Annotated in this window: 1 protein-coding gene; it reads left to right on the forward strand. The window is 49.7% G+C overall.

The window, feature by feature from the left end:
* Position 1: 1 nt before the first annotated feature.
* Complete coding sequence (locus ACUC6J_RS00415; protein ID WP_447249586.1) at positions 2 to 23,731, forward strand: non-ribosomal peptide synthase/polyketide synthase; 23,730 nt, start codon at positions 2 to 4, stop codon at positions 23,729 to 23,731.
* Positions 23,732 to 23,777 lie beyond the last annotated feature (46 nt).

Below are 23,777 nucleotides of genomic sequence, written 5' to 3' on the forward strand. Positions count from 1 at the left end.
GATGAATAACATGCAGTTATTTGATTTAACGAATGCGCAAAAGCGTATATGGTATACCGAATTACTCTATCCAGATACATCCGTGTCACAGCTATCCGGTACAGCCAAGATGAAGGGTCACATCAATATCGCTGCCTTCATGCAGTCCATCAATTTGATTATCAAACAGTATGATGCGTTCCGCATTCGTATTACTTCAGTGGATGGAGTGCCCCAGCAGTATGTCGTTCCTTATGAAGAAAGACAGTTGGAGTGCTTGGATCTTACTCATATCGATAGTATTTCCGAGGTGGAAGCCTTACTTGAGCAGCACAAAAGCAAACCTTTGCCATTGCTGGACTCTGAACTCTTCCAGTTTTTGATTGTGAAGATTAGTGAGGAAGAGTATTGGATTAATATCAAAATGCACCATATTATTTCTGACGGGATCTCTATGGTGGTTTATGGAAATCAACTGACAGCCTTTTATATGGATTTAATTCAAGGAAATGAACCTAAGCTGAGCGATGATTGCTCTTATATTGAATATATTGCAGATGAGAACGCATATGAGCTTTCTGACAGGTACCAAAAGGATAAGGCATACTGGCTGGATAAATTCTCCGATTTGCCTGAACTCACAGGCTGGAAGTCATATAACCCGTTATCGCTAAGTACCCAAGCTGTTCGAGAACATTTTACTGTGCCGGAGACGCTATATAACGAGCTACAGGCATTTTGCCAACAAAACAGGATTTCTCTGTTCCAATTCTTCATGGGTGCGATGTATATCTACATACACAAAGTGACGAATCAGCCGGATGTGGTGATCGGTACCTCGTTCGCTAACCGGGGGAACAAGAAAGAGAAGCAAAAGATCGGTATGTTTGTCAGCACGGCTGCCGCCAGAACATACGTTGACAAGGATGTAGAGGTGTTAAGCTTCCTGCAGGAAGTAGCCAGGGACCAAATGTCAGTCTTGCGGCATCAGAAATATCCATACAATCAGTTAATTCAGGATCTTAGAGAAATGCACGGCAACAAGGATATTCAGCGGCTTTTTGGTGTTTCCATGGAATACCGCCTTATCAACTGGGTTGACTTGGATGACGTGCGCATTTTGACGGATTATGATTTTTGCGGCGATGAAGTGAATGATTTCGTGCTTCATATCGTGGAAATCTTGGATGAAGGCGAGCTTGTACTGGATATCGATTATCGGACAGAGCTGTTCGAACGCAGTGAAGTAACGGACATGGTGTCCCAGCTGCTTACGATCGCCGAGCAGATCATTCATACACCGCAGCTTTCCATTGCAGAAGTAAATCTATTGGGAGAAGCAGAAGAGCAATCCATTCTGGCTCTTTCGGAAGGCGATGTAGTGGATTACCCGCGTGATAAGACCATTCATGGCTTATTCGAGGAACAAGCTGAGCGCACGCCGGACCACGTAGCTGTTCAGATGGGCGAGCAGAGCATTACATACCTAGCTCTAAATGAGCAGGCTAACCAGCTTGCGAGATATTTGCGCACCGAAGGCGTTGGTGCAGATGTACTCGTGGGGATTATGGCGGATCGTTCCCTAGATATGGTCGTCGGCATGTTGGCGGTTTTGAAGGCAGGAGGGGCCTATGTGCCAATTGATCCTGAATATCCTGAAGAACGCATTCGTTACATGCTAGAGGATTCAGGAGTCCGTCTATTGCTCACCCAAAGCCATCTATGGGAGAGTACCACTTTTGACGGAAAGCTTGTGAGTTTGGACGAAGCCGCAACGTATACAGGAGATGCTTCTAATCTGGAGAGCATTTCGGGACCGAACCATTTGGCCTATGTTATCTACACATCGGGTACAACTGGCAAGCCAAAAGGAACGCTGATCGAGCACAAAAATGTAGTTCGTCTGCTCTTTAACGATGACAATTTATTTGATTTCAATTCCCAGGATACATGGACGCTGTTCCATTCGTTCTGCTTCGATTTCTCTGTTTGGGAGATGTATGGAGCGCTTCTTTACGGAGGAAAACTGGTAATTGTCCCATCCCTTACAGCTAAAAGCCCGGCAGCCTTCCTGGAGCTGTTGAAAGACAATCGAGTCACCATTTTAAACCAAACGCCGACATATTTTTATCAGGTGATACAGGAAGAATTAGCACAATCGTCCACAGAACTTAGCCTTAGAAAAATTATTTTTGGCGGAGAGGCTTTGAGCCCATCTCTTCTGAAAAACTGGCGGGCAAAGTATCCTGATGTGCAGCTGATTAATATGTACGGAATTACGGAAACGACGGTTCATGTCACTTACAAGGAAATCACAGAACATGAGATAGAAGCAGGCAAAAGCAATATTGGTAGAACCATTCCAACGCTTAGCGCTTATATTTTTGATGAGCACAGACGCTTGCAGCCTGTCGGGGTTCCGGGAGAGCTATACATTGCGGGGGATGGTCTTGCCCGTGGGTATTTGAACCGGCCAGATTTGACGGCTGAGAAATTTGTAGAACATCCGTATCGAGCGGGAGAACGCCTGTACCGAACTGGGGACCTGGCTCGCTGGTTGCCTGACGGCAATATTGAATATTTGGGCCGGATCGATCATCAGGTCAAAATTCGCGGCTACCGAATTGAGCTGGGCGAGGTCGAAGCCCAAATTCTCAAAGCTCCAGGCGTACGGGAAACGATTGTCCTCGCCCGGGACGACGAACAGGGACAAAAATTGCTGTGCGCCTACTATGTAGCCTCCAGCGATCTTTCGCCAGGAGAATTGCGGTCTCAGCTGGCAACGGAATTACCAGCTTACATGATTCCCTCTTATTTTGTTCGGTTGGAGCAAATGCCGCTTACACCTAATGGCAAGCTGGATCGCCGCGCGTTGCCGGCTCCTGAGGGTAGCGTACAATCCGGCGAGGATTATCTGGCTCCAAGAACTGCAGTGGAAGCACAGCTGGTGCTTATTTGGCAGGATATCCTGGGAGCTGCCCGCGTTGGCGTCCACGATAATTTCTTTGAGATCGGTGGTCACTCTTTGCGGGCAACATTGCTCGTTACGCGGATTCGCAAAGAGCTGGGATGCAGCATTTCGCTGCGTGAAGTATTTCAATCGCCTACGGTTGAATCCCTGGCGCGACTGGTGAAGGAACGCATTCCAACCGTGTACGAGTCCATTCCACAGGCTGAAGAAAGCGAAGCATACCCAGTGTCCTCAGCGCAAAAGCGGTTATACGTGCTGAGACAGATGGATGGGGGAGAGCTCAGCTACAATATGCCAGGTGCCTTCACCGTGGACGGACCGTTGGATCGCGTGCGGCTGGAGTCTGCGTTCAAGGCACTGATCCAGCGCCATGAATCGCTGAGAACCGGCTTTTATATGCAGGATGGAGAGCTTGTTCAGCATGTGCATAAGGATGTTCCGTTCACGTTGGGCTACACAGAGGCTTCAGCGGAGGAGACGGATACGCTCATTCACAGCTTTACCCGTGCCTTTGATCTGAGCCAGGCTCCATTGCTTCGTGTTAGCTTAGTGAAGCTGCAGGAGGAGCGTCATCTGTTGCTGTTTGATATGCACCACATCATTTCAGATGGGGTTTCCATTCAAATACTAGTGGAGGAACTCACGCAATTATATCAAGGAGAACAACTACCAGAACTGCATATTCAATACAAGGATTATGCGGTATGGCAACGGGAACAGTCGGAAAGAGAATGGCAAGACCTTGAAGCGTATTGGCTGCAAACCTTTGAAGGAGAGTTGCCGGTATTGGATTTGCCTACGGACTTCCAGCGCCCTTCGGTTCGGAGCTTCGCGGGTAGCCGTATTGATTTTACATTGGACGAGTCTGGCAATAAGGCGATACAAGAGCTTGCATCCCGTACAGGTACTACACTGTATATGGTATTGCTGGCCGCTTATTCGGTGCTGCTGCACAAATATACAGGGCAGAAGGACATCGTCGTAGGTTCTCCAGTAGCCGGCAGACCACAAGCGGAGCTTGAGGGCATCATTGGTATGTTTGTCAATACACTGGCTTTGCGCAGCTACCCGGCAGGAGAAAAAACCTTTCATGATTATCTTCTGGAAGTCAAGGAAACAGCGCTCAAGGCGTTCGAGCATCAGGATTACCCTTTTGAAAAATTGGTCGAAAAACTGGGCGTAGGACGTGATGTCAGCCGCAATCCGCTCTTTGACACCCTGTTGGTATTGCAAAATACGGAGCAGGAAGAGCAAGACATGGATGGCGTGCACTTTACTCCTTACCCGTTGGACACCGTCACAGCCAAATTTGACCTGTCCCTCAATGTAGAGGAGAAAGGCGCAGAACTAGCCTTTGGCCTCGAATATAGTACAGCTTTGTATCGGCGGGAAACTGTAGAGCGACTGGCCACGCACTTGCTTCGGGTTCTGCATGCAGTCGCGGCCAATCCTCAGTTGCAATTGGCCGAAATTGAAATGATTACACCGGAGGAGAAAGTACAGATCATTGAAGTATTCAACGCGACAGCTACTCCTTATCCAAGGGATAAGACCATTCATGAATTGTTCGCGGAACAAGTCAAGCGTACACCAGAGCAGACGGCGTTGGTATTCGGCGATGTCCGGTTAACATACCTTGAGTTGGAAGACAAGGCGAGCCGCTTGGCCCAAACACTGCGTCGTTTGGGGACGCTAAGGGAGCAACCGGTGGCTATTATGGGCGGACGGAGTATCGAGATGGTGGTTGGTATGCTTGCCGTGCTTCAGGCTGGTGGAGCCTATGTGCCGATCGATCCTGATTACCCAGAAGATCGGGTTCGTTATATGCTCGAAGATTCCGATGCCAAGCTACTACTGGTACAAAAGGGCGAGCTTATAAATGTAGACTACGGTATACCGATTGTTGACCTCAGCAGTGAAGAGGCTTATGCGTCTGATCCTGTCCAAGCTGAGGAGACAGTTCAGGGACCACAGGGACTCGCTTATGTGATCTATACCTCGGGTACGACAGGTAGACCGAAGGGCGTTATGGTTGAACATCGGAACGTGGTCCGTCTGGTCAAAGAAACCAATTATGTGGAGCTGAACGAATCCACGCGAATTTTGCAGACAGGAGCCGTGGCCTTCGATGCCTCGACCTTTGAGATATGGGGAGCGTTGCTTAACGGCGGACAGCTTTATTTCGTAGAGAACGACGATATCCTGATTGCCGATCGGCTCAAAGCAGCTATTGCCAAATACGGAATTACGACCATGTGGCTTACTTCACCGCTTTTCAATCAGCTTTCACTGCAGGACGAGTACCTGTTCAGAGGACTGAAAGCATTGCTGGTAGGTGGTGACGTACTGTCCATATCTCATATAAACCGTGTCATTGAGGCTAATCCTGATCTTGTCCCTATCAATGGCTATGGTCCGACAGAGAATACGACCTTCTCCACCACCTACAAGATTCCGGGTCGTGTTGAAGGGGGCGTGCCGATTGGGCGCCCGATTAGTAACTCGACCGCTTATGTAGTCAATGGATCGCTGCAATTACAGCCCATTGGTGCTTGGGGCGAGCTGATTGTCGGCGGTGAAGGTGTAGCGCGCGGATACCTCAATCGTCCTGACCTCACAGCAGAAAAATTTGTCCCTAGTCCTGTTAAGGAAGGGGAACGCTGCTACCGAACTGGTGATTTGGTTCGCTGGCTTCCAGATGGGAACCTGGAGTTTAAGGGAAGAATTGATGAGCAGGTCAAAATACGCGGTTACCGTATCGAACTCCCCGAAATCGAGGCTCAATTAGCCAAGGTGGAGTCAGTAGTTGAAGCCGTGGTCGTCGTTCGTGCGGATGAGCTTGGAGAGAAGCAGCTTTGCGCTTATTATGTGGCAGATCGTACGCTCACGGCAGGCGAAGTACGCCTTGCCCTATCGCAGGTACTTCCGGGCTACATGATGCCATCCTACTTTATCCAGATGGATCGAATGCCATTAACGTCGAACGGAAAAGTGGACCGCAGATCTCTGCCAGCTCCGCAAGTAGGTGCGCATACGGGACGGAAGTATACAGCTCCTCGTACACCGGCTGAGGAAGCTTTGGCATCTGTCTGGCAAGGAGTGCTGGGTGCCGAACAGGTGGGGATCCATGACAATTTCTTTGAATTGGGTGGAGACTCTATCAAGGCCATTCAGGTGTCGTCACGGTTGCTGCAGGCTGGCTATCGGTTAGAGATGAAGCAACTGTTCAAATCCCCAACCATTGCCGAGCTAGGTGCAGAAATACAAACAGCCGTGCATATGGCTGAGCAGGGAGTTGTGCGTGGAGCGGCTCGGTTGACTCCAGTCCAACAGTGGTTCTTTGGGCGGAAACAGGCAGAGCCTCATCACTTCAATCAAGCGGTCATGCTGTATCGTGAACAGGGATTTGAGGAAAAGGCCTTGCATCATGTGCTGAGAAAATTGGCTGAGCACCATGACGCCCTTCGCATGGTTTTTCGGCAGACCGAGCATGGCTACGAAGCTTGGAACCGTGATCTTGGAGAAGGAGAGCTGTATAGCCTGATCACTGCTGATTTACGGAGCGAATCTAATCCGGTTGCAGCCATTACAACGCTGTCGGACGACATCCAGCGCAGCATCAACCTGGCAGAAGGTCCACTGATGAAGTTAGGGCTTTTCCATTGTCAGGATGGAGACCACCTTCTGATCGTGATCCATCATTTAGTGGTGGACGGAGTATCCTGGCGGATTTTGTTCGAGGACTTCGCAGCAGGCTATGAACAGGTGATCCAAGGACAAGCACTGACCTTTCCGCAGAAAACGGATTCCTTCCGTGATTGGGGAGACGCTATTGCCCGTTATTCGGAAGGACCAGAAATCGAGGTGCATCGGGCGTATTGGAGCAAGCTTGGGGATCAGCCACTCGAGCAGTTGCCGAAGGATGAGGCTGTGGAAAGCCTTTTATTGCAGGATAGCGAAGTGGTGACAGCACAATGGACGGTAGAAGAAACCGATCAACTGCTGAGAAAAGCCCATCGTGCTTACCAAACGGAGACGAACGATCTGCTATTGACTGCTCTAGGCATGGCGGTATCCAAATGGTCTGGTATTGGTAAGATCGCTGTGAATCTTGAGGGGCACGGTCGTGAGCCGATTATACCGAATATCGATATTACCCGTACTGTTGGCTGGTTTACAAGCCAATACCCAGTCATTTTAGACTTGGGAAATGATCTTGAGTTGTCAGCCTTAATCAAATCAGTGAAAGAAGAGCTGCGCCGTATTCCGAATAAAGGTATCGGATATGGGTTGCTCAATACGATGGCGAGTCAGGAGGACGCAGACAGTTTCAATTTGCAGCCTGAAATTTCTTTTAACTATCTGGGGCAGTTTGATCAGGATTTGCAAGGAAGCTCGTTGCAGGTTTCTCCTTATCCGACCGGAAGCGCGCAAAGCCTGTTGGGAGAGCCAGCCTATACGCTAGATATTAATGGCATGGTGACAGACGGAGCCTTGACTCTGACGATGAGTTATAACGGAAAACAGTATAAGTCATCTACAATGAAACAGCTCGCTGGATATATTGAAGAAAGCCTACGGCAGCTTCTTCAGCATTGTGTAACCCAGGAAAGAACTGTATTGACACCAAGCGATGTGCTTGCCAAGGGGCTGAGCATTGCTGATCTGGAGGAGCTTTCGAAGCAGACCAGCCACATAGGCGATATTGAGAATGTATACAGCCTGACGCCGATGCAGAAGGGCATGCTGTTTCATGATATGTTCGAGCCGCATACAGGTGCTTATTTTGAGCAGGCCGCCTTTGACTTTAAGGGTAGTTTTGATCCGACCGCTTTCGGACACAGTCTGGATGCAGTGGTGGAGCGTCATGCCATTCTGCGCACGAACTTCTACAGTGGTTGGGGCAGTGAGCCTTTACAAGTCGTATTTCGGCACAGAGGTGCCAAACTGGTGTATGAAGACCTGCGTGAGATGAATGCACCGCAGCGTGAAGCTTATCTAAAGACATTTGCCGCTGAGGACAAAGCACAGGGCTTCAACCTGGCTGAAGATGAGCTTCTCCGTGTATCGATTTTGCAAACAGATGAAGAGAGCTTCCGTCTCTTGTGGAGCTTCCACCACATCGTCATGGATGGATGGTGTGTTCCATTAATTACACAGGAGGTGTTTGAACACTATTTTGCCCTCCTGGAAGGAAGAGAGCCTCAGCTGGCAGAGGTCCAGCCGTATAGCCGATATATTGAATGGCTGGAACAGCAGGATGAAGCAGCTGCGGCCGACTATTGGAGCCGATATCTGGCCGGTTATGAGCAACAGACGCTTTTACCTCAAGTCGGTGGAGCAGTCAAAGGAGAAGGCTATGTAGCAGAAAAGCTGAACTATCCTGTCAGCAGGGAATTGACTGAACGTCTGGAAAAGGTGGCCAGAGATGCTCATGTCACGATGAATATATTGCTGCAGTCCATCTGGGGCATTGCGCTTCAACGCTATAACGGTAGTCGGGATGTTGTATACGGAAGTGTAGTGTCAGGCAGACCGGCTGAAATTCCGGGAATTGACCGGATGATCGGTTTGTTCATTAATACAATTCCAGTTCGTGTGAAGACGGAAGAACATCTCCCCTTCACAGTCCTGATGAAGCAACAGCAGGAGCAATATATGGCTTCTCATATGTATGACACCTACCCGTTGTTTGAAATTCAGGCTCAGACGGACCAAAAGCAGGATCTAATCTCACATATTATGGTATTTGAGAATTATCCTGTGGAAGAGGAAGTAGAGCGTCTAGGAGATGGCGAGGCTGCCTTTGAGATTGAGGAAGCGGAGCTTCTTGAACAAACGAATTACGATTTTAACTTAATTGTTCTACCGGGCAAAGAGATGAGATTGTTGTTCCAATACAATGCGCTCGTCTATGATCCAGCCACGATTGAACAAATCAAGGGTCACTTGTTTCACCTCATGGAACAAATTGTGGAGAATCCTGCAATTTCCGTGGATGCTCTGGAATTGGTTACGCCGCAGGAGAGAGAACAGATTCTGAGCGTATGGGGAGAAACGGAAGCCAGCTCCAAACACCGTACCACGTTTCACGGGCTGTTGGAGGAACAGGCGGCTCGAACGCCGGACGCGACTGCCATTCTGTTTGAGAACGAGATGCTGACCTATGCCGAGCTGAACGCAAAAGCCAATGGATTGGCGAGAAGACTGCGTGCTGAGGGAATCAAGACGGGAGACCTGGTGGGGCTGCTTGTTGAACGGTCAACGGATATGATCGTTGGGATGTACGGCATTATGAAAGCCGGGGGCGCCTACGTTCCAATAGATCCAGAGTATCCGAAAGAGCGAATCAACTACATGCTCGAAGATTCGGGGACGAAGATGATCCTTGCCCAAGCGCATCTTTTGGAGCATATAGGCTGGATGGGAAGTGTCCTGTTGCTGGAAGAACCGTCGACCTATGATGCCGATGAATCGAATTTGAAGGATACGGCCAACTCTGATGACCTGGCTTACGTGATCTATACTTCGGGCACGACGGGTCAGCCTAAGGGCGTATTAGTGGAACACCGCGGACTACGAAATCTGTCGGACGTATATCGGGGACTCTTCGAAGTTACACCGCAGGATCGGATCGTTCAGTTTGCAAGTCTGTCGTTCGATGCATCGGTTTCCGAGATTATAACGGCACTGAGCCACGGGGCTACTCTATGCATTCCTTCTACGCAAGATATTTTAGATCATGCCCTGTTCGAGCAGTTCATGAACAGCAAGGCAATTACGATAGCGACTCTGCCACCAGCTTACATTATTCACCTTGAACCGGAGCGCCTGCCAGCACTGCGATGCCTGCTAACCGCCGGATCGGCCACATCGGTCGAGTTGATCGAAAAATGGAGGAAGCACGTACAGTACTTCAATGGCTATGGCCCAACAGAGGATTCTGTATGCACCACAATGTGGACTGTCCCGGACAGTGAAGAAACGATGGAACGAGTGTCCATTGGACAACCCATTGCTAACCATCGTGTGTATATCTTGGATGACCATTTCAGAGTGCTGCCTGTCGGCGTAGCTGGAGAGCTATGCATTTCAGGTATCGGGTTAGCCCGGGGCTATCATAACCAGCCTGCGTTAATGGATGAGAAGTTCGTGGACAATCCGTTTACTCCAGGAGAGCGTATGTATCGGACGGGTGATTTGGTTCGTTGGTTACCAGATGGAACTATCGAGTACTTAGGCCGAATAGATCACCAAGTCAAAATTCGTGGCTATCGGATCGAGCTGGGCGAGGTCGAAGCACACATGCTCAGAGTGCCGTTCGTTCAGGAAGTCGTAGCCTTGGCTGTGGAAAGTGAGGATGGCTACAAAGATCTAGTCGCTTACTTTGTAGCTGCTCAGAAGCTTGAGGTATCGGAGCTCCGGGCAGTTCTGTCGGAGATGTTACCTGGATATATGATCCCTTCCCGCTTCGTACAACTGGAGGACATGCCTCTGACGTCGAACGGAAAAATAGATCGAAAAGCGCTGCAGGGCGAGCAAGGATGGGCAGTTGCTTCATCTGAGGCTCCACAGACACCTGTAGAAATTCAATTAGCCGAAATCTGGCAAGAGGTGCTGGGTGTAGAGAGCGCGGGAGTAAAGGATAATTTCTTCCATTTTGGAGGCCATTCACTGCGTGCAGCTCTGCTAGTCTCACGAATTCGTAAGGAGATGAACCGCGAGATTAGCCTAAGAGAAGTGTTCGAGTCGCCTACCATTGAAGGCTTGGCTCGTGCCATTGAGGGCTATACACCGCTGAATTTTGAAGAAATTCCTACAGCGGGAGCGCGAGAGCACTACCCATTGTCCTCAGCCCAAAAACGGCTGTTTATCCTTAGCCAGCTGGAAGGCGGAGAGCTGAGCTACAATATGCCAGGTATTCTTACGGTTGAGGGAGCCCTGAATCGGGAACGACTGGAGCAGGCATTCCGTCGTCTGATTCATCGTCATGGTTCACTGCGCACCCGTTTTGTGACGGTTAACGGTGAACCTGTACAGCAGATCCTACCGGATGTTCCGTTTACGGTGGAATATGCGGAGTTGAGCGAGACAGAGGCAGAAGCTGCCCTTCAGCAGTTTGTTCATCCTTTTGACCTTGGCGAAGCACCACTGCTGCGGGTAGGTCTCATTCGAATTGCACACGAGCGCCATTTACTGTTGTTCGATATGCATCATATTGTCTCGGATGGGGTTTCTATGAATATTCTCATAGAAGAGTTCCTTCACTTCTACCAAGAAGAGGACGTATTGCCTGCGTTGCAGATCCAGTACACAGACTATGCGGTATGGCAGCAAGAGCAGCTCGGAAGCGAGCGTCTAAAAGCCCAGGAAGCTTACTGGCTGGATGCATTCCGCGGAAGCTTGCCAGTGCTGGATTTGCCAGTAGATGAAGTTCGTCCTGCGGTACGAAGCTTTGCGGGAGATCGGATTGACTTCCAGATTGATGCTTCTCTGAGCGCTTCACTCCAGGAGCTGGCTACCCGAACAGGTTCTACGCTGTTCATGGTGCTGCTGGCAGCCTATACGACGCTCTTGCACAAGTACACGGGGCAGGAAGATGTCATTGTCGGTTCACCAGTGGCGGGAAGATCCCATGCCACACTCGAGGGCCTTATCGGTATGTTCGTAGGCACAGTGGCACTGCGTACTTATCCAGAGGGCGAAAAGTCTTTCGAGGCTTACTTGAAGGAAGTGAAGGAAACAGCACTGCGGGCCTATGAAAACCAGGATTATCCGTTCGAGGAGCTGGTAGAGAAGCTGGAGCTTCAGCGTGACCTGAGTCGTAACCCACTATTTGATACTATGTTTGTTCTGCAAAATATCGAGCAGGGAGAACAAGAAATAGAGGGATTGCGTTTCACTCCTTACGATCAGGGCCATCCTGCTGCCAAGTTCGACCTCACGCTGACAGTGAGTGAAGCGGATGGGGCATTGAACTGCACGTTGGAATACGCGACTGCAATCTACAAGCGGGAGACCGCTGAGCGGATGGCAGGCCACTTTGTACAGCTTATTCAGGAAGCTATCGCCAATCCGGGATTGTCGTTGTCATCCCTTGATATCGTGACACCGCAGGAAAAGTCGATGCTGATGAAAGATGCGGACGAAGCCAAAGCAGATTATCCTCGTGACCAAACGATTCATGCACTGTTCGAGGAACAGGCTGTCCGTAATCCGGATGCAGTAGCGGTCGTATGTGAAGAGGCAACCTTGTCCTATAGCGAGCTGAATGAGCGGGCCAATGGACTTGCCAGAACGCTTCGCGAGCGTGGTCTGCAACCAGACGGACTGGCTGGAATCATGGCGGATCGTTCCCTTGAAATGGTCGTTGGGATTTTGGCCATCTTGAAGGCGGGCGGGGCTTATGTCCCTGTCGACCCTGAATATCCAGAGGACCGCATTCGCTTTATGCTTGAGGATTCGGGAGCCAAGCTGCTGCTGACACAAGCGCATCTGGAGACACGTATCTCCTTCACCGGGGACATTGTTAATCTGGACGAGGCGGCTTCCTACAAGGAAGATGTCTCAAATCTGGAGCCTACGGCTGGACCGAATCATCTTGCCTACGTTATCTACACATCGGGTACGACAGGCAAGCCAAAGGGAACGTTGATCGAGCACAAGAATGTAGTCCGCTTGCTCTTTAATGATAAAAATATGTTTGATTTCGGTCCTCAGGATACATGGACGCTGTTCCATTCATTCTGTTTCGACTTCTCCGTATGGGAGATGTACGGGGCATTGCTGAACGGAGGTCGTCTGGTCATCGTTCCATCGCTTACTGCGAAGAGCCCAGAGCGTTTCTTGCAGTTGCTTAAGGACCAGAAGGTTACCGTGTTGAACCAGACGCCAACATACTTCTATCAGTTACTACAAGAAGAACTTAGTCATCGCGCTGCAGAATTGAGTCTTCGCATGATTATCTTCGGCGGGGAGGCATTAAGCCCGGCCTTGCTCAAGGACTGGAGAGCGAAATATCCGCAAGTACAGCTCATCAACATGTATGGCATCACGGAAACGACCGTGCATGTAACGTATAAGGAAATTACGGAACTGGAAATTGGACAGGGCCGCAGCAATATCGGTATCCCGATTCCGACACTACGTGCGTACATTCTGGATGAACAACGCCGTCCACAACCGATTGGCATTCCGGGTGAACTCTATGTGGCGGGCGAAGGCCTGGCGCGTGGCTACCTGAACCGACCGGAATTGACGGAAGAGAAGTTTGTAGCGCATCCGTTTGAAGCGGGCGAGCGCATGTACCGCTCAGGTGACTTGGCACGCTGGTTGCCGGATGGCAGCATGGAGTATTTGGGACGGATTGACCATCAGGTTAAAATCCGGGGTTACCGTATCGAACTAGGAGAAGTGGAGGCGAAGTTGCTCCATGCTCCGTCTGTGAGGGAGGCCGTTGTGCTTGCCCGGGAGGATGGAAGTGGACAAAAAGTACTGGTGGGCTATTTCACTGCCGATCAGATGCTGACAGTAGGCGAATTGAGAAAAGCCTTGGCTGCTGAGCTGCCGGCTTATATGATTCCGTCTTACTTCATGCAATTGGAACAGATGCCGTTGACACCAAATGGTAAGCTGGATCGCAAAGCACTTCCAGCTCCTGAGACCAATGTGCAGACTGGAGCGGTTTATGAAGCGCCGAGGAACGCAGCTGAGGAAGCTTTGGCTTCTGTATGGCAAGGTGTGTTAGGAGCACAGCAGGTCGGCATCCATGATCACTTCTTCGATCTGGGTGGTGACTCCATCAAGGCGATTCAGGTGTCCTCTAGATTGTTCCAATTGGGATATAAATTAGAGATGAAGGATCTCTTCAAATATCCGACAATTGCTGAGCTAAGCCCGTATCTTCAAGTAGCCGGACGCACAGCAGAGCAGGGTGAAATCAAAGGTGCAGCGGAGTTAATGCCAATTCAGCGCTGGTTCTTTGAACGTCACACAGCGGAGCCACATCATTACAATCATGCTGTCATGCTCCATCGGAAAGACGGCTTTGATGAGGCTGCACTCCGGTTGACAATGGACCAAGTTGCGATTCATCATGACGCGCTACGTATGGTTTTCCGGTCTACAGAAGCTGGATATGCAGCTTGGAATCGGGGAATTGGCGAAGGCGAACTCTACACATTGGACATCGTCGATATGAGACAGGTAGAAGACCAGGCAGCTGCTGTTCAAGCCCAGGCCGATGCCATCCAGGCAAGCTTCCACTTGGAAGACGGCCCTCTGTTCAAGCTAGGCTTGTTCCATTGTAATGATGGCGATCATTTGTTGATTGTCATTCATCACCTCTTGGTTGACGGCGTATCCTGGCGCATCCTGTTTGAAGACATTGCAACAGGATACGAGCAGGCATTGAATGGAAAAGCGATTGTTCTTCCGCAAAAGACCGATTCGTATCTTGTATGGTCCGAGCAAGCGGCGAAGTATGCAGCAGGCCCTGCCCTGGACGAGGAACGTTCATACTGGCAGCAGATTGAGGAGACGATGCTGGCTCCACTGCCAAAGGATGAGGATCAGGAACCGGGCACCATTCGGGATACCGAGTCGGTTACGGTAACATGGTCTGCTGAAGAAACGGACCTGCTGTTGCGACAAGCAAACCGGGCTTATCATACGGAGACGAATGATTTGCTCTTGACTGCGCTGGGAGCAGCTATTCAGCGCTGGACAGGCATGGAACAGATTTTGGTTAACCTTGAAGGGCATGGCCGGGAAATGATCGTACCAGATCTGGATATTACCCGTACCGTGGGCTGGTTCACCACCCAATACCCTGTTCTGCTGAACCTGCAAGGTGGGCAGGAAGTATCTGCCCAAATCAAGCGCATCAAGGAGAATTTGCGAGAGGTTCCGCACAAAGGCATCGGCTACGGTTTGCTGAAGTATATGGCACCGGAAAAAGGTACTCGATTCAGCGTAGAACCGGAGGTTTCCTTCAACTACCTTGGACAGTTTGATCAGGATTTGGAAGGCAATGCTCTTAGCCTGTCTACACATTCAGTCGGTAAGGCGCTCAGTGATCACACACCACAGCAATATGCTCTGGATGTGAATGGCATGATTGCCGAAGGCCAGCTATCACTGACGATTACGTACAGCAACAGGCAGTACCGTAAGGAGACGGTAAGTCATTTTGCTGAATTATTACAGTCAAGTCTTAGCGAGGTCATCCAGCATTGTGTGACTCAGGAGCGTTCGCAGCTTACGCCGAGTGATGTTCTGTTCCAAGGACTGACCCTGGAGCAGCTTGATCGACTCACAGCCCAAACGGCCCATATTGGAGAGATTGAGGATGTGTACAAGCTAACGGCAATGCAGAAGGGCATGCTCTTCCACAGCTTGCTGGAGCCGGACTCCTCTTCATACTTTGAGCAGGCAACGTTTGAGCTACGTGGCAGCTTCGATGTAGATATCTTCTTCGAGAGCTTCCAGGCTTTGGCGCAACGACATGCCATATTGCGTACCGGCTTTTACAACAATATCACTGATGTACCGCTGCAAGTTGTCTTTAAGCAACGGCCAATCCCTCTGAACTACGTAGATTTGCGTGCCGGTACGTTGCAGGAGCAAGAAGCCCAAATTCAGGCTTATACTACTGAAGATATGGCTAAGGGATTCAGCTTGTCAGAAGATCCGCTGATGCGAGTGACTGTCATGCAAAAAGAACAAAGCCACCTTGTATTGTGGAGCTTCCATCATATTGTCATGGATGGCTGGTGCATCCCGATTATTACACAGGAGCTGTTCGATTATTATTCTGCCCTGCGTCAGCAAGTACAGCCTGTACTACCACCGGCTCAGCCCTACAGCCGTTATATAGAATGGCTTGATGCACAGGATGATCAAGAGTCTTCAACATATTGGAGCCAATATCTCGAAGACTATGACGGTAATACTGTATTGCCGGAAGCTAAAACGAAATCTCAAGCTAAAGTAGAGGGTTACGTTCTGAATGAGCATGTTCTCCATTTGGGCGCGTCCTTGACCCATAAAATGGATGTTGTCGCGAAGCGCAATCATGTGACCGTCAACACACTCATGCAGACAGCCTGGGGCCTGATTCTCCAACATTACAATGCCAGCTCGGATGTTGTTTTCGGTGGCGTTGTATCAGGTAGACCTGCTGAGATTGCAGGGATCGAGAATATGGTGGGTCTGTTTATTAATACAGTACCTATCCGCGTACAGTCATCCAAAGACGAGGCCTTTGTCAATGTGATGAAACGTACACAGGCACATTCGTTGGCTGGTCGTGCCTACGACACCTATCCGCTGTATGAGATTCAGGGGAAAACAAGCCAAAAGCAAGACCTGATTTCTCATATTATGATCTTTGAAAATTATCCGCTCGACGAACAGGTAGAACAGTCGGGTAATCACACAGAGGACAATCTCGAAGTCGCCAACTTCGCCATGTTTGAGCAAACCAACTATGACTTTAACCTCGTTGTCATTCCAGGCGAGGACATTAAGGTCTGCATTCGCTACAACGCTTCGGTCTACGAGCAAGAAAGCATTGCGCGAATCGGAGGACATTTGTTGCAAATGCTCGATCAGGTAGCTACTCGTCCGCAAGCGACGATACAGGAGCTGGAGATTGTAACACCGGAGGAACGGACGAAGCTGCTTGACTGGGGTGGCAAGGCTCATGCCTATCCAAGTGATCAGGGTCTGCATACCTTGTTTGAGGAACAGGTTGTCCGTACGCCAGATAATATCGCAGCAGTAAGCGGCGATATCCAGATCACGTATCGGGAGTTGAACGAGCGGGCGAACAGACTGGCTTCGACCTTGATAGACCAGGGACTGCGGAGTGAACAAGTAGTGGGTCTGTTGGCGGATCGGTCAGTGGAACTGCTGGTTGCCATCATGGGTGTACTCAAAGCAGGCGGAGCCTATGTACCTATTGATCCTGAATATCCGCAGGAGCGGATTCAGTATATTCTGAAGGACTCCGGCGCTGAGATTCTGCTCACACAGAGCCACCTGACGAAGCTGGCCTCCTTTGAGGGAATGGTTATGGAATTGGATTCTCCGCACATCTATGGAGCCGGAGTGGATAATCCTAATATTCCTGTAAGAGGAAACGACCTAGTGTATTTAATCTATACCTCAGGTACAACAGGGAATCCGAAGGGAACCATGATTAACCATAAAGGGATCGTGAACTACATCTGGTGGGCCAATAAGGTCTATTGTGCAGGGCAACCAACGGACTTCCCGCTGTACTCATCCATTTCGTTTGACTTGACGATGACATCAATGTTTACTCCGTTAATAAACGGAGGAATAGTACGGATTTATGATGGTATAGATAAGGCAGAGGTCGTTCAGCATATTTTGCGCGAAAATGCGGTCGATATTCTCAAGCTGACGCCGACGCATCTCAGTCTCATAAAAGACATGACCATTCCAGCGGAAAGTCGTATTCAGCAGCTTATTGTGGGTGGAGAGAATCTGACCACACATTTGTCCAAAACGATTACCGATCTCTTTGGCGGCAACATCAAAATTTACAATGAATATGGCCCAACCGAAACCGTCGTTGGCTGCATGATTCACCTGTACGATCCTGCGAAGGATACACGGGAATCCGTACCGATTGGATTGCCGTCCGACAACATATACATTCATATCCTGGATGAACAGCTTCGTCTTGTACCGTTAGGTGTGGAGGGCGAAATGTACATCGCCGGGGACGGAGTAGCCCGTGGATACCTGAATCGTCCAGATCTTACCGCAGAAAAATTCATTAGGGATCCGTTCGCTGCGGAAGGAAATATGTATCGGACCGGAGATTTGGCTCGTCGCCTTCCTAATGGAGACATTGAGTACATTGGGCGTATTGACCATCAAGTTAAAATACGGGGCTATCGTATTGAGCTTGGTGAGATTGAGGCCAAGTTGCTGGATATGCCACTTGTGGAGGAAGCTCTCGTTGTTGCGTGGGCAGACGCCAATGGACAGAAGTCTCTATGTGCTTACTTTGTAGCTGATCGGGAAATGTCTGTCAGCGAGCTGAGAAATGAACTGTCTGCCGAACTGCCTGCATATATGATTCCGTCTTACTTTGTCCAAATGGACGTAATGCCTTTGACACCAAATGGCAAGCTGGATCGTAAGGCACTGCCTGAACCAAACTCGGGTGTGAAAGCAGGAGCCGCCTTTGCTGCTCCGCGGACGGATGTGGAGAACATTTTGGCTTCGATTTGGCAAGGTGTGCTCGGCGTACCGCTTGTTGGCATACATGATAATTTCTTCGAACTTGGAGGCGACTCGATCAAATCGATTCAGGTTTCATCAAGACTTCTCCACGCAGGCTACAAACTGGAAATGAAGAATTTATTCAGCTATCCAACAATTGCGGAACTGGCTCAGCGTGTTAGCGCAGTCAGCCGAATTGCAGATCAGGGCGAGGTACACGGAACGGTAAAACTGGGACCTGCCCAGCGCAGATTTTTCGAAGAGCAGTCAAAGGATCTACATCACTTTAATCAGTCGGTTATGCTGTACCGACGCGAAGGCTTTAATACCGATGCGCTCGCCAAGGTTATTCAAAAAATTGCAGAACACCATGATGCGCTGCGACTGGTATTCCGCCAAGGAGAGCACGGAGTAGAAGCGTGGAACCGCAGTTTGGGCGAAGGTGAGCTGTATAGCCTCCAAATCCACGATTTGCAGGATGAAAAAGACCCGGCTTTGGCAATAGAAGCTGGTGCAGAAGCCATTCAGCGCAGCATCTCTCTGGAGGATGGGCCACTCTTTAGACTAGGTCTGTTCCGCTGTGCGGAAGGCGAACATTTGTTGATCGTTATTCATCATTTAGCTGTGGATGGCGTATCCTGGCGTATTCTCTTTGAGGACTTGCAGGAAGGCTACGAACAAGCAGCACGTGGAGAAGCGGTCAAGCTCCCACAAAAGACTGATTCGTACCGTGCATGGGTTGATGGGATTACGCAATATGCCAACAGCCCGGCGGCTGAACAAGAACGTAGTTTTTGGGCAGAGGTAGAAGGAGAGGGATTTGCCCTTCTTCCAAAAGACAAGGTAGACGGCGCTCTTCTCATAAAAGACACCGAGGCTGTTACGGTAACATGGTCGCCAGAAGAGACAGAGCAGTTCCTGAAAGAGGCGAATCGCGCTTACAATACGGAAGTTAACGATCTGCTTTTGACGGCCCTAGGTATGGCTGTTCACGAGTGGACAGGGATCGAACGTGTAGGCATCGTGCTGGAAGGACATGGACGGGAGCCTGTTGTACCGGAATTAGATATCACTCGCACAATAGGCTGGTTTACAAGTCAGTATCCTGTCGCTCTTGAGATGGGAGGCGAAATGGAGATCGGCGCCAGAATCAAGCGTATTAAGGAAGGCCTGCGTCGTATCCCGAACAAAGGTGTAGGATATGGTATTTTGAAATATTTGAGTGACGTATCCACTGGCTCCTCCTTCTCGGCAGAACCGGAGATTACCTTCAACTACCTGGGGCAGTTTGACCAGGATCTTGCAGAAGGAACGATGGAGGTGTCCCCTTACTCGGCAGGGTCTGAGGTCAGTGAGGAGATGGTGCAGCATCAGGCCTTGAATATTAATGGACTGATTACCGAAGGACAGCTTCAGCTTTCGGTCAGCTATAACCATCAACAGTTCCATGTGGATTCGGTAGCGAAGTTTGTCGGTATCCTGAAGGAACGTCTCAGTGAAGTCATTGGACACTGTGCACGCAAGGATAGAACCGAGCTTACACCAAGCGATGTACTCCTCAACGATATCAGCTTGGAGGAAATCGAGGAGCTGGAAGAGCAGACACGGCACATCGGTAGCATTGAAAATGTGTATAAACTGACACCGATGCAAAAGGGAATGCTGTTCCACAGCTTGCTGGAGCCTCATTCAGAGGTCTACTTTGAGCAGGCCACATTTGAAATTCAGGGAGTATTCTATCCTGAGGATTTCAAACGCAGCTTACAGCATCTGATGAAACGGCATGCCATACTGAGAACGAATTTCCATGCTGGATGGGGCGACTTCCCTATACAGATTGTGTTCAAAGAAAGAGCATGCGATTTCGTATACGAGGAATTGCATGAGCTGGAACCGGGCGAAATGGAAACGCGTCTTGCAGCTTATATGGACCAGGACAAAGCGAGAGGTTTTGATCTTGCGAATGAAGCCTTGCTGCGTGTTGCTATTCTACGTACTGCAAAAGAGCATTACCATCTGTTGTGGAGCTCTCATCACATCATTTTGGATGGCTGGTGTATGCCTCTTGTGCTCCAGGAAGTGTTTGAAACGTACGGAGCTCTGCGTGAGCAAAGGGAACCTGAACTTCCTGTAGCAGCATCGTACAGCCAGTACATTCAATGGTTAGAGAAACAAGGCGAGGAAGAGGCATCCTCCTACTGGAGAGGGTATCTGGAAGGCTACGAGCAGCAAACGAAGTTGCCGCAGGCCGTCACACAGCCATCGGCAAAAGCAGAAGCCTACGTGTCGGAGAAGCTGGTATTCACGTTGGATGCGGATTTGACTGAGCGCTTGGAACAAGTGGCCAAACAGCATCAAGTGACGATGAACACGCTGATGCAAGCTGCTTGGGGAATCGTATTGCAACGCTACAATAGAAGTCAGGATGTCGTCTTCGGAAGTGTGGTCTCGGGGAGACCTGCCGAGATTCCAGGCATCGAAAGCATGATCGGTCTCTTCATTAATACAGTTCCAGTTCGAGTTCAGGCCGAAGGAAGCGAAACGTTCTCTCATGTGATGAAGAGACAGCAGGAATTATATTTGGCTGGGCATGCTTATGATTCCTATCCGCTCTATGAGATTCAGGCACAGAGCGAACAAAAGCAAGATTTGATTTCCCATATAATGGTATTTGAGAATTACCCGGTAGAAGAGCATCTGGAAGAGAAAATTGCCAATGATGAGGCTGAATACAAAATTACGGATGTTCAGATGTTTGAACAGACAAATTATGATTTTAACCTCATTGTGCTGCCGGGACGTAGTCTGGAGTTCTTGTATCGTTATAATGCCCGTGTCTATGACCGGGAGAGCGTGGAACGGATTCAAGGGCACTTGACGAAAATTCTGACAAGCGTATCTGTACAACCTGCTATCCGTATTGATGAGCTGGAGCTGATAACGCCAGAAGAGAAATCACAAATCATGGAGGTATGGGGAGACACAGCAGCTCCTTATCCGCGTGAGAAGACCCTTCACGGCATATTTGAGGAAAAAGCTGCACTCACACCGGATCATACAGCACTTATTTTCGGCGAAACGGAGCTTACCTACGGAGAACTTCATCAGCAGGCCAACCGCCTCGCACGTACGCTCCGCGCGCAAGGGGTCAGACCAGATCAGCCAGTCGGCATCATGGTCGAGCGTTCGCTTGAGATGATCATAGGTATCCATGCCATTCTAAAAGCGGGCGGCGCTTATGTTCCGATTGATCCGGAATTCCCTGAGGATCGTATTCACCACATGCTGGAGGATTCGGGAGCGAAGCTTCTGCTGACGAAGAGCCATCTCAAGGATCGTTTCCCATTCACTGGCACGATCCTGGCACTGGATGATCCGCAGGCGTATCATGCGGATGACTCCAATCTGGAGCCAATTGCAGGACCAGAGCACCTGGCGTATATCATTTACACGTCAGGTTCAACCGGCAAGCCGAAAGGTGTAATGATTGAGCATCGCTCCGCCGTCCATACATTGAGCCAGTTGGAAGCTGAATATCCGATGTTGGCAGGTGACCGATTCCTGCTCAAAACGACATTCACCTTTGACTTCTCCGTACCGGAGCTGTTCTGTTGGTTCTTTGGACAGGGGACGCTCGTGATCCTTCCACCGGGCGTGGACAAAGATCCGGTGGCACTGCTGGAGGCTGTGGATGCGAACCGAATCACGCATCTTAATTTGGTACCTTCGATGCTCAGCGTGCTCGTTCAATATTTGAAGGAAAGCAGTACCCAAGGATTCCTTACTCTGAAATATCTGTTTGCCTGCGGCGAGACGCTGCCTGCCAAACTTGTGGAAGAGTACTATAAAGTATCACCTTATGCCGTACTGGAGAACATCTACGGTCCTACGGAGGCGGCTGTATATGCGACTCGATATACAACGAGTCGTGAGACTGCGACTCTAACGCATGTGCCTATCGGCAAACCGTACGCTAACGTCCAAGTATGGATGATGGATAGCGCTTCTCAGGTATCACCAGTAGGTGTGCCGGGGGAACTCTGCATTGCAGGCGAAGGGGTAGCGAGAGGGTACTTCAATCAGCCGGAACTGACAGCAGAGAAGTTCATTCCTCATCCGTACAAGTCGGGTGAACGGATTTACCGAACGGGCGATTTGGCTCGGTGGTTGCCTGACGGGAATATTGAGTACTTGGGACGGATTGATCACCAGGTAAAAATCCGCGGTTACCGCATTGAGCTGGGAGAAGTGGAAGCACAAATTCTGAAGGTACCATCGGTGCAGGAAGCGGTTGTTCTAGCACTGGCTGACTCCAGCGGAAGTACTCAGCTTTGTGCATACTTTGTGGCCGAGGAGGCGCTCGCAGCGGGCGTACTACGCGAGGCACTGGCCAGCGAGCTGCCAAGCTATATGATTCCGTCTGCTTTCGTACAGCTCGCACAAATGCCGCTGAATCCAAATGGCAAATTGGATCGCAAAGCGCTACCGGCACCGGAAACACTTCTGCGGAGCACAGCCGAGTATATCGCGCCGCGTACGCAGACAGAAGTAGAGCTTGCTAAGATTTGGTCCGAGGTGCTCGGCGTACAGGAAATCGGGATCAGGGATCAATTCTTCGAACTTGGCGGTCATTCACTGAAAGTATTGGGCTTGATCCAAAGGATCTCGTCCAGTATGGGTGTTCATCTCCCACTTCAAGCCGTATTTAATCTGCCGACTGTGGAAGAAATGGCGCATGAAATTTTCAAGCTGCAGGCAACAACTGCTGCCGATGAACAAGAAATGGAAATTATCCACTTCCCAGGAAAAGGAGCGCTTAAAGTATTTTGCTTCCCTCCTCGGGTAGGTCACTCTCTGGGGTACTATGAGATGGCCAAGGAGCTGGATGGGCTTTGCGAGGTGTACGGGATGGAATTTATCGGCGACCGTTTCCAGGGTCAAGATATGTTGGATCGATACATCGATGCCATCGTAGATATTCAAGTAGAGGGTCCGTATATATTCTTGGGATACTCACTTGGAGGAAATCTTGCCTTTGAGGTAGCTAAAGCCATGGAAAACCGAGGCCACCATGTTGGGGACATTATTATGGTAGATGCTATGAGAAAGATGTCCAAGGATGAATCGACACCTGAGGAGCTTGAAGAGATTGTCGAGACGGTGCTGGACAGCATTAGGGAGCAGTACAAAGCATTCCTGGCCGATCCAGCCGACAGGGAGCGAGTCATGGACAAAATGTTGGTTTACTCCAGCTACCGCGATGAGCTTATTAACGCAGGTGAAGTTCATGCGAATATCCATGCTATGATTGCAGAGGATGATAGTGTTGGTCTGGATACATCATTAGATAAATTGTTATGGCAACAGGCAACACTTGGCCAATACAAAGAATACGGGGTCATTGGAACGCACGATGTGCTGCTTGATTCCGGTTTTGTTGGGGAGAATGCTAAAGTACTGAGACAGATACTTGGTAAAATTGCAGAAGCCTCATCTAAAAACAAGCCTATTTTGTCTTAATATCAATCAACCAGAATAGTAGTGGGCAACAAAGACGCCCGGGTTC

This window comes from Paenibacillus sp. JJ1683 (genome assembly GCF_053006485.1).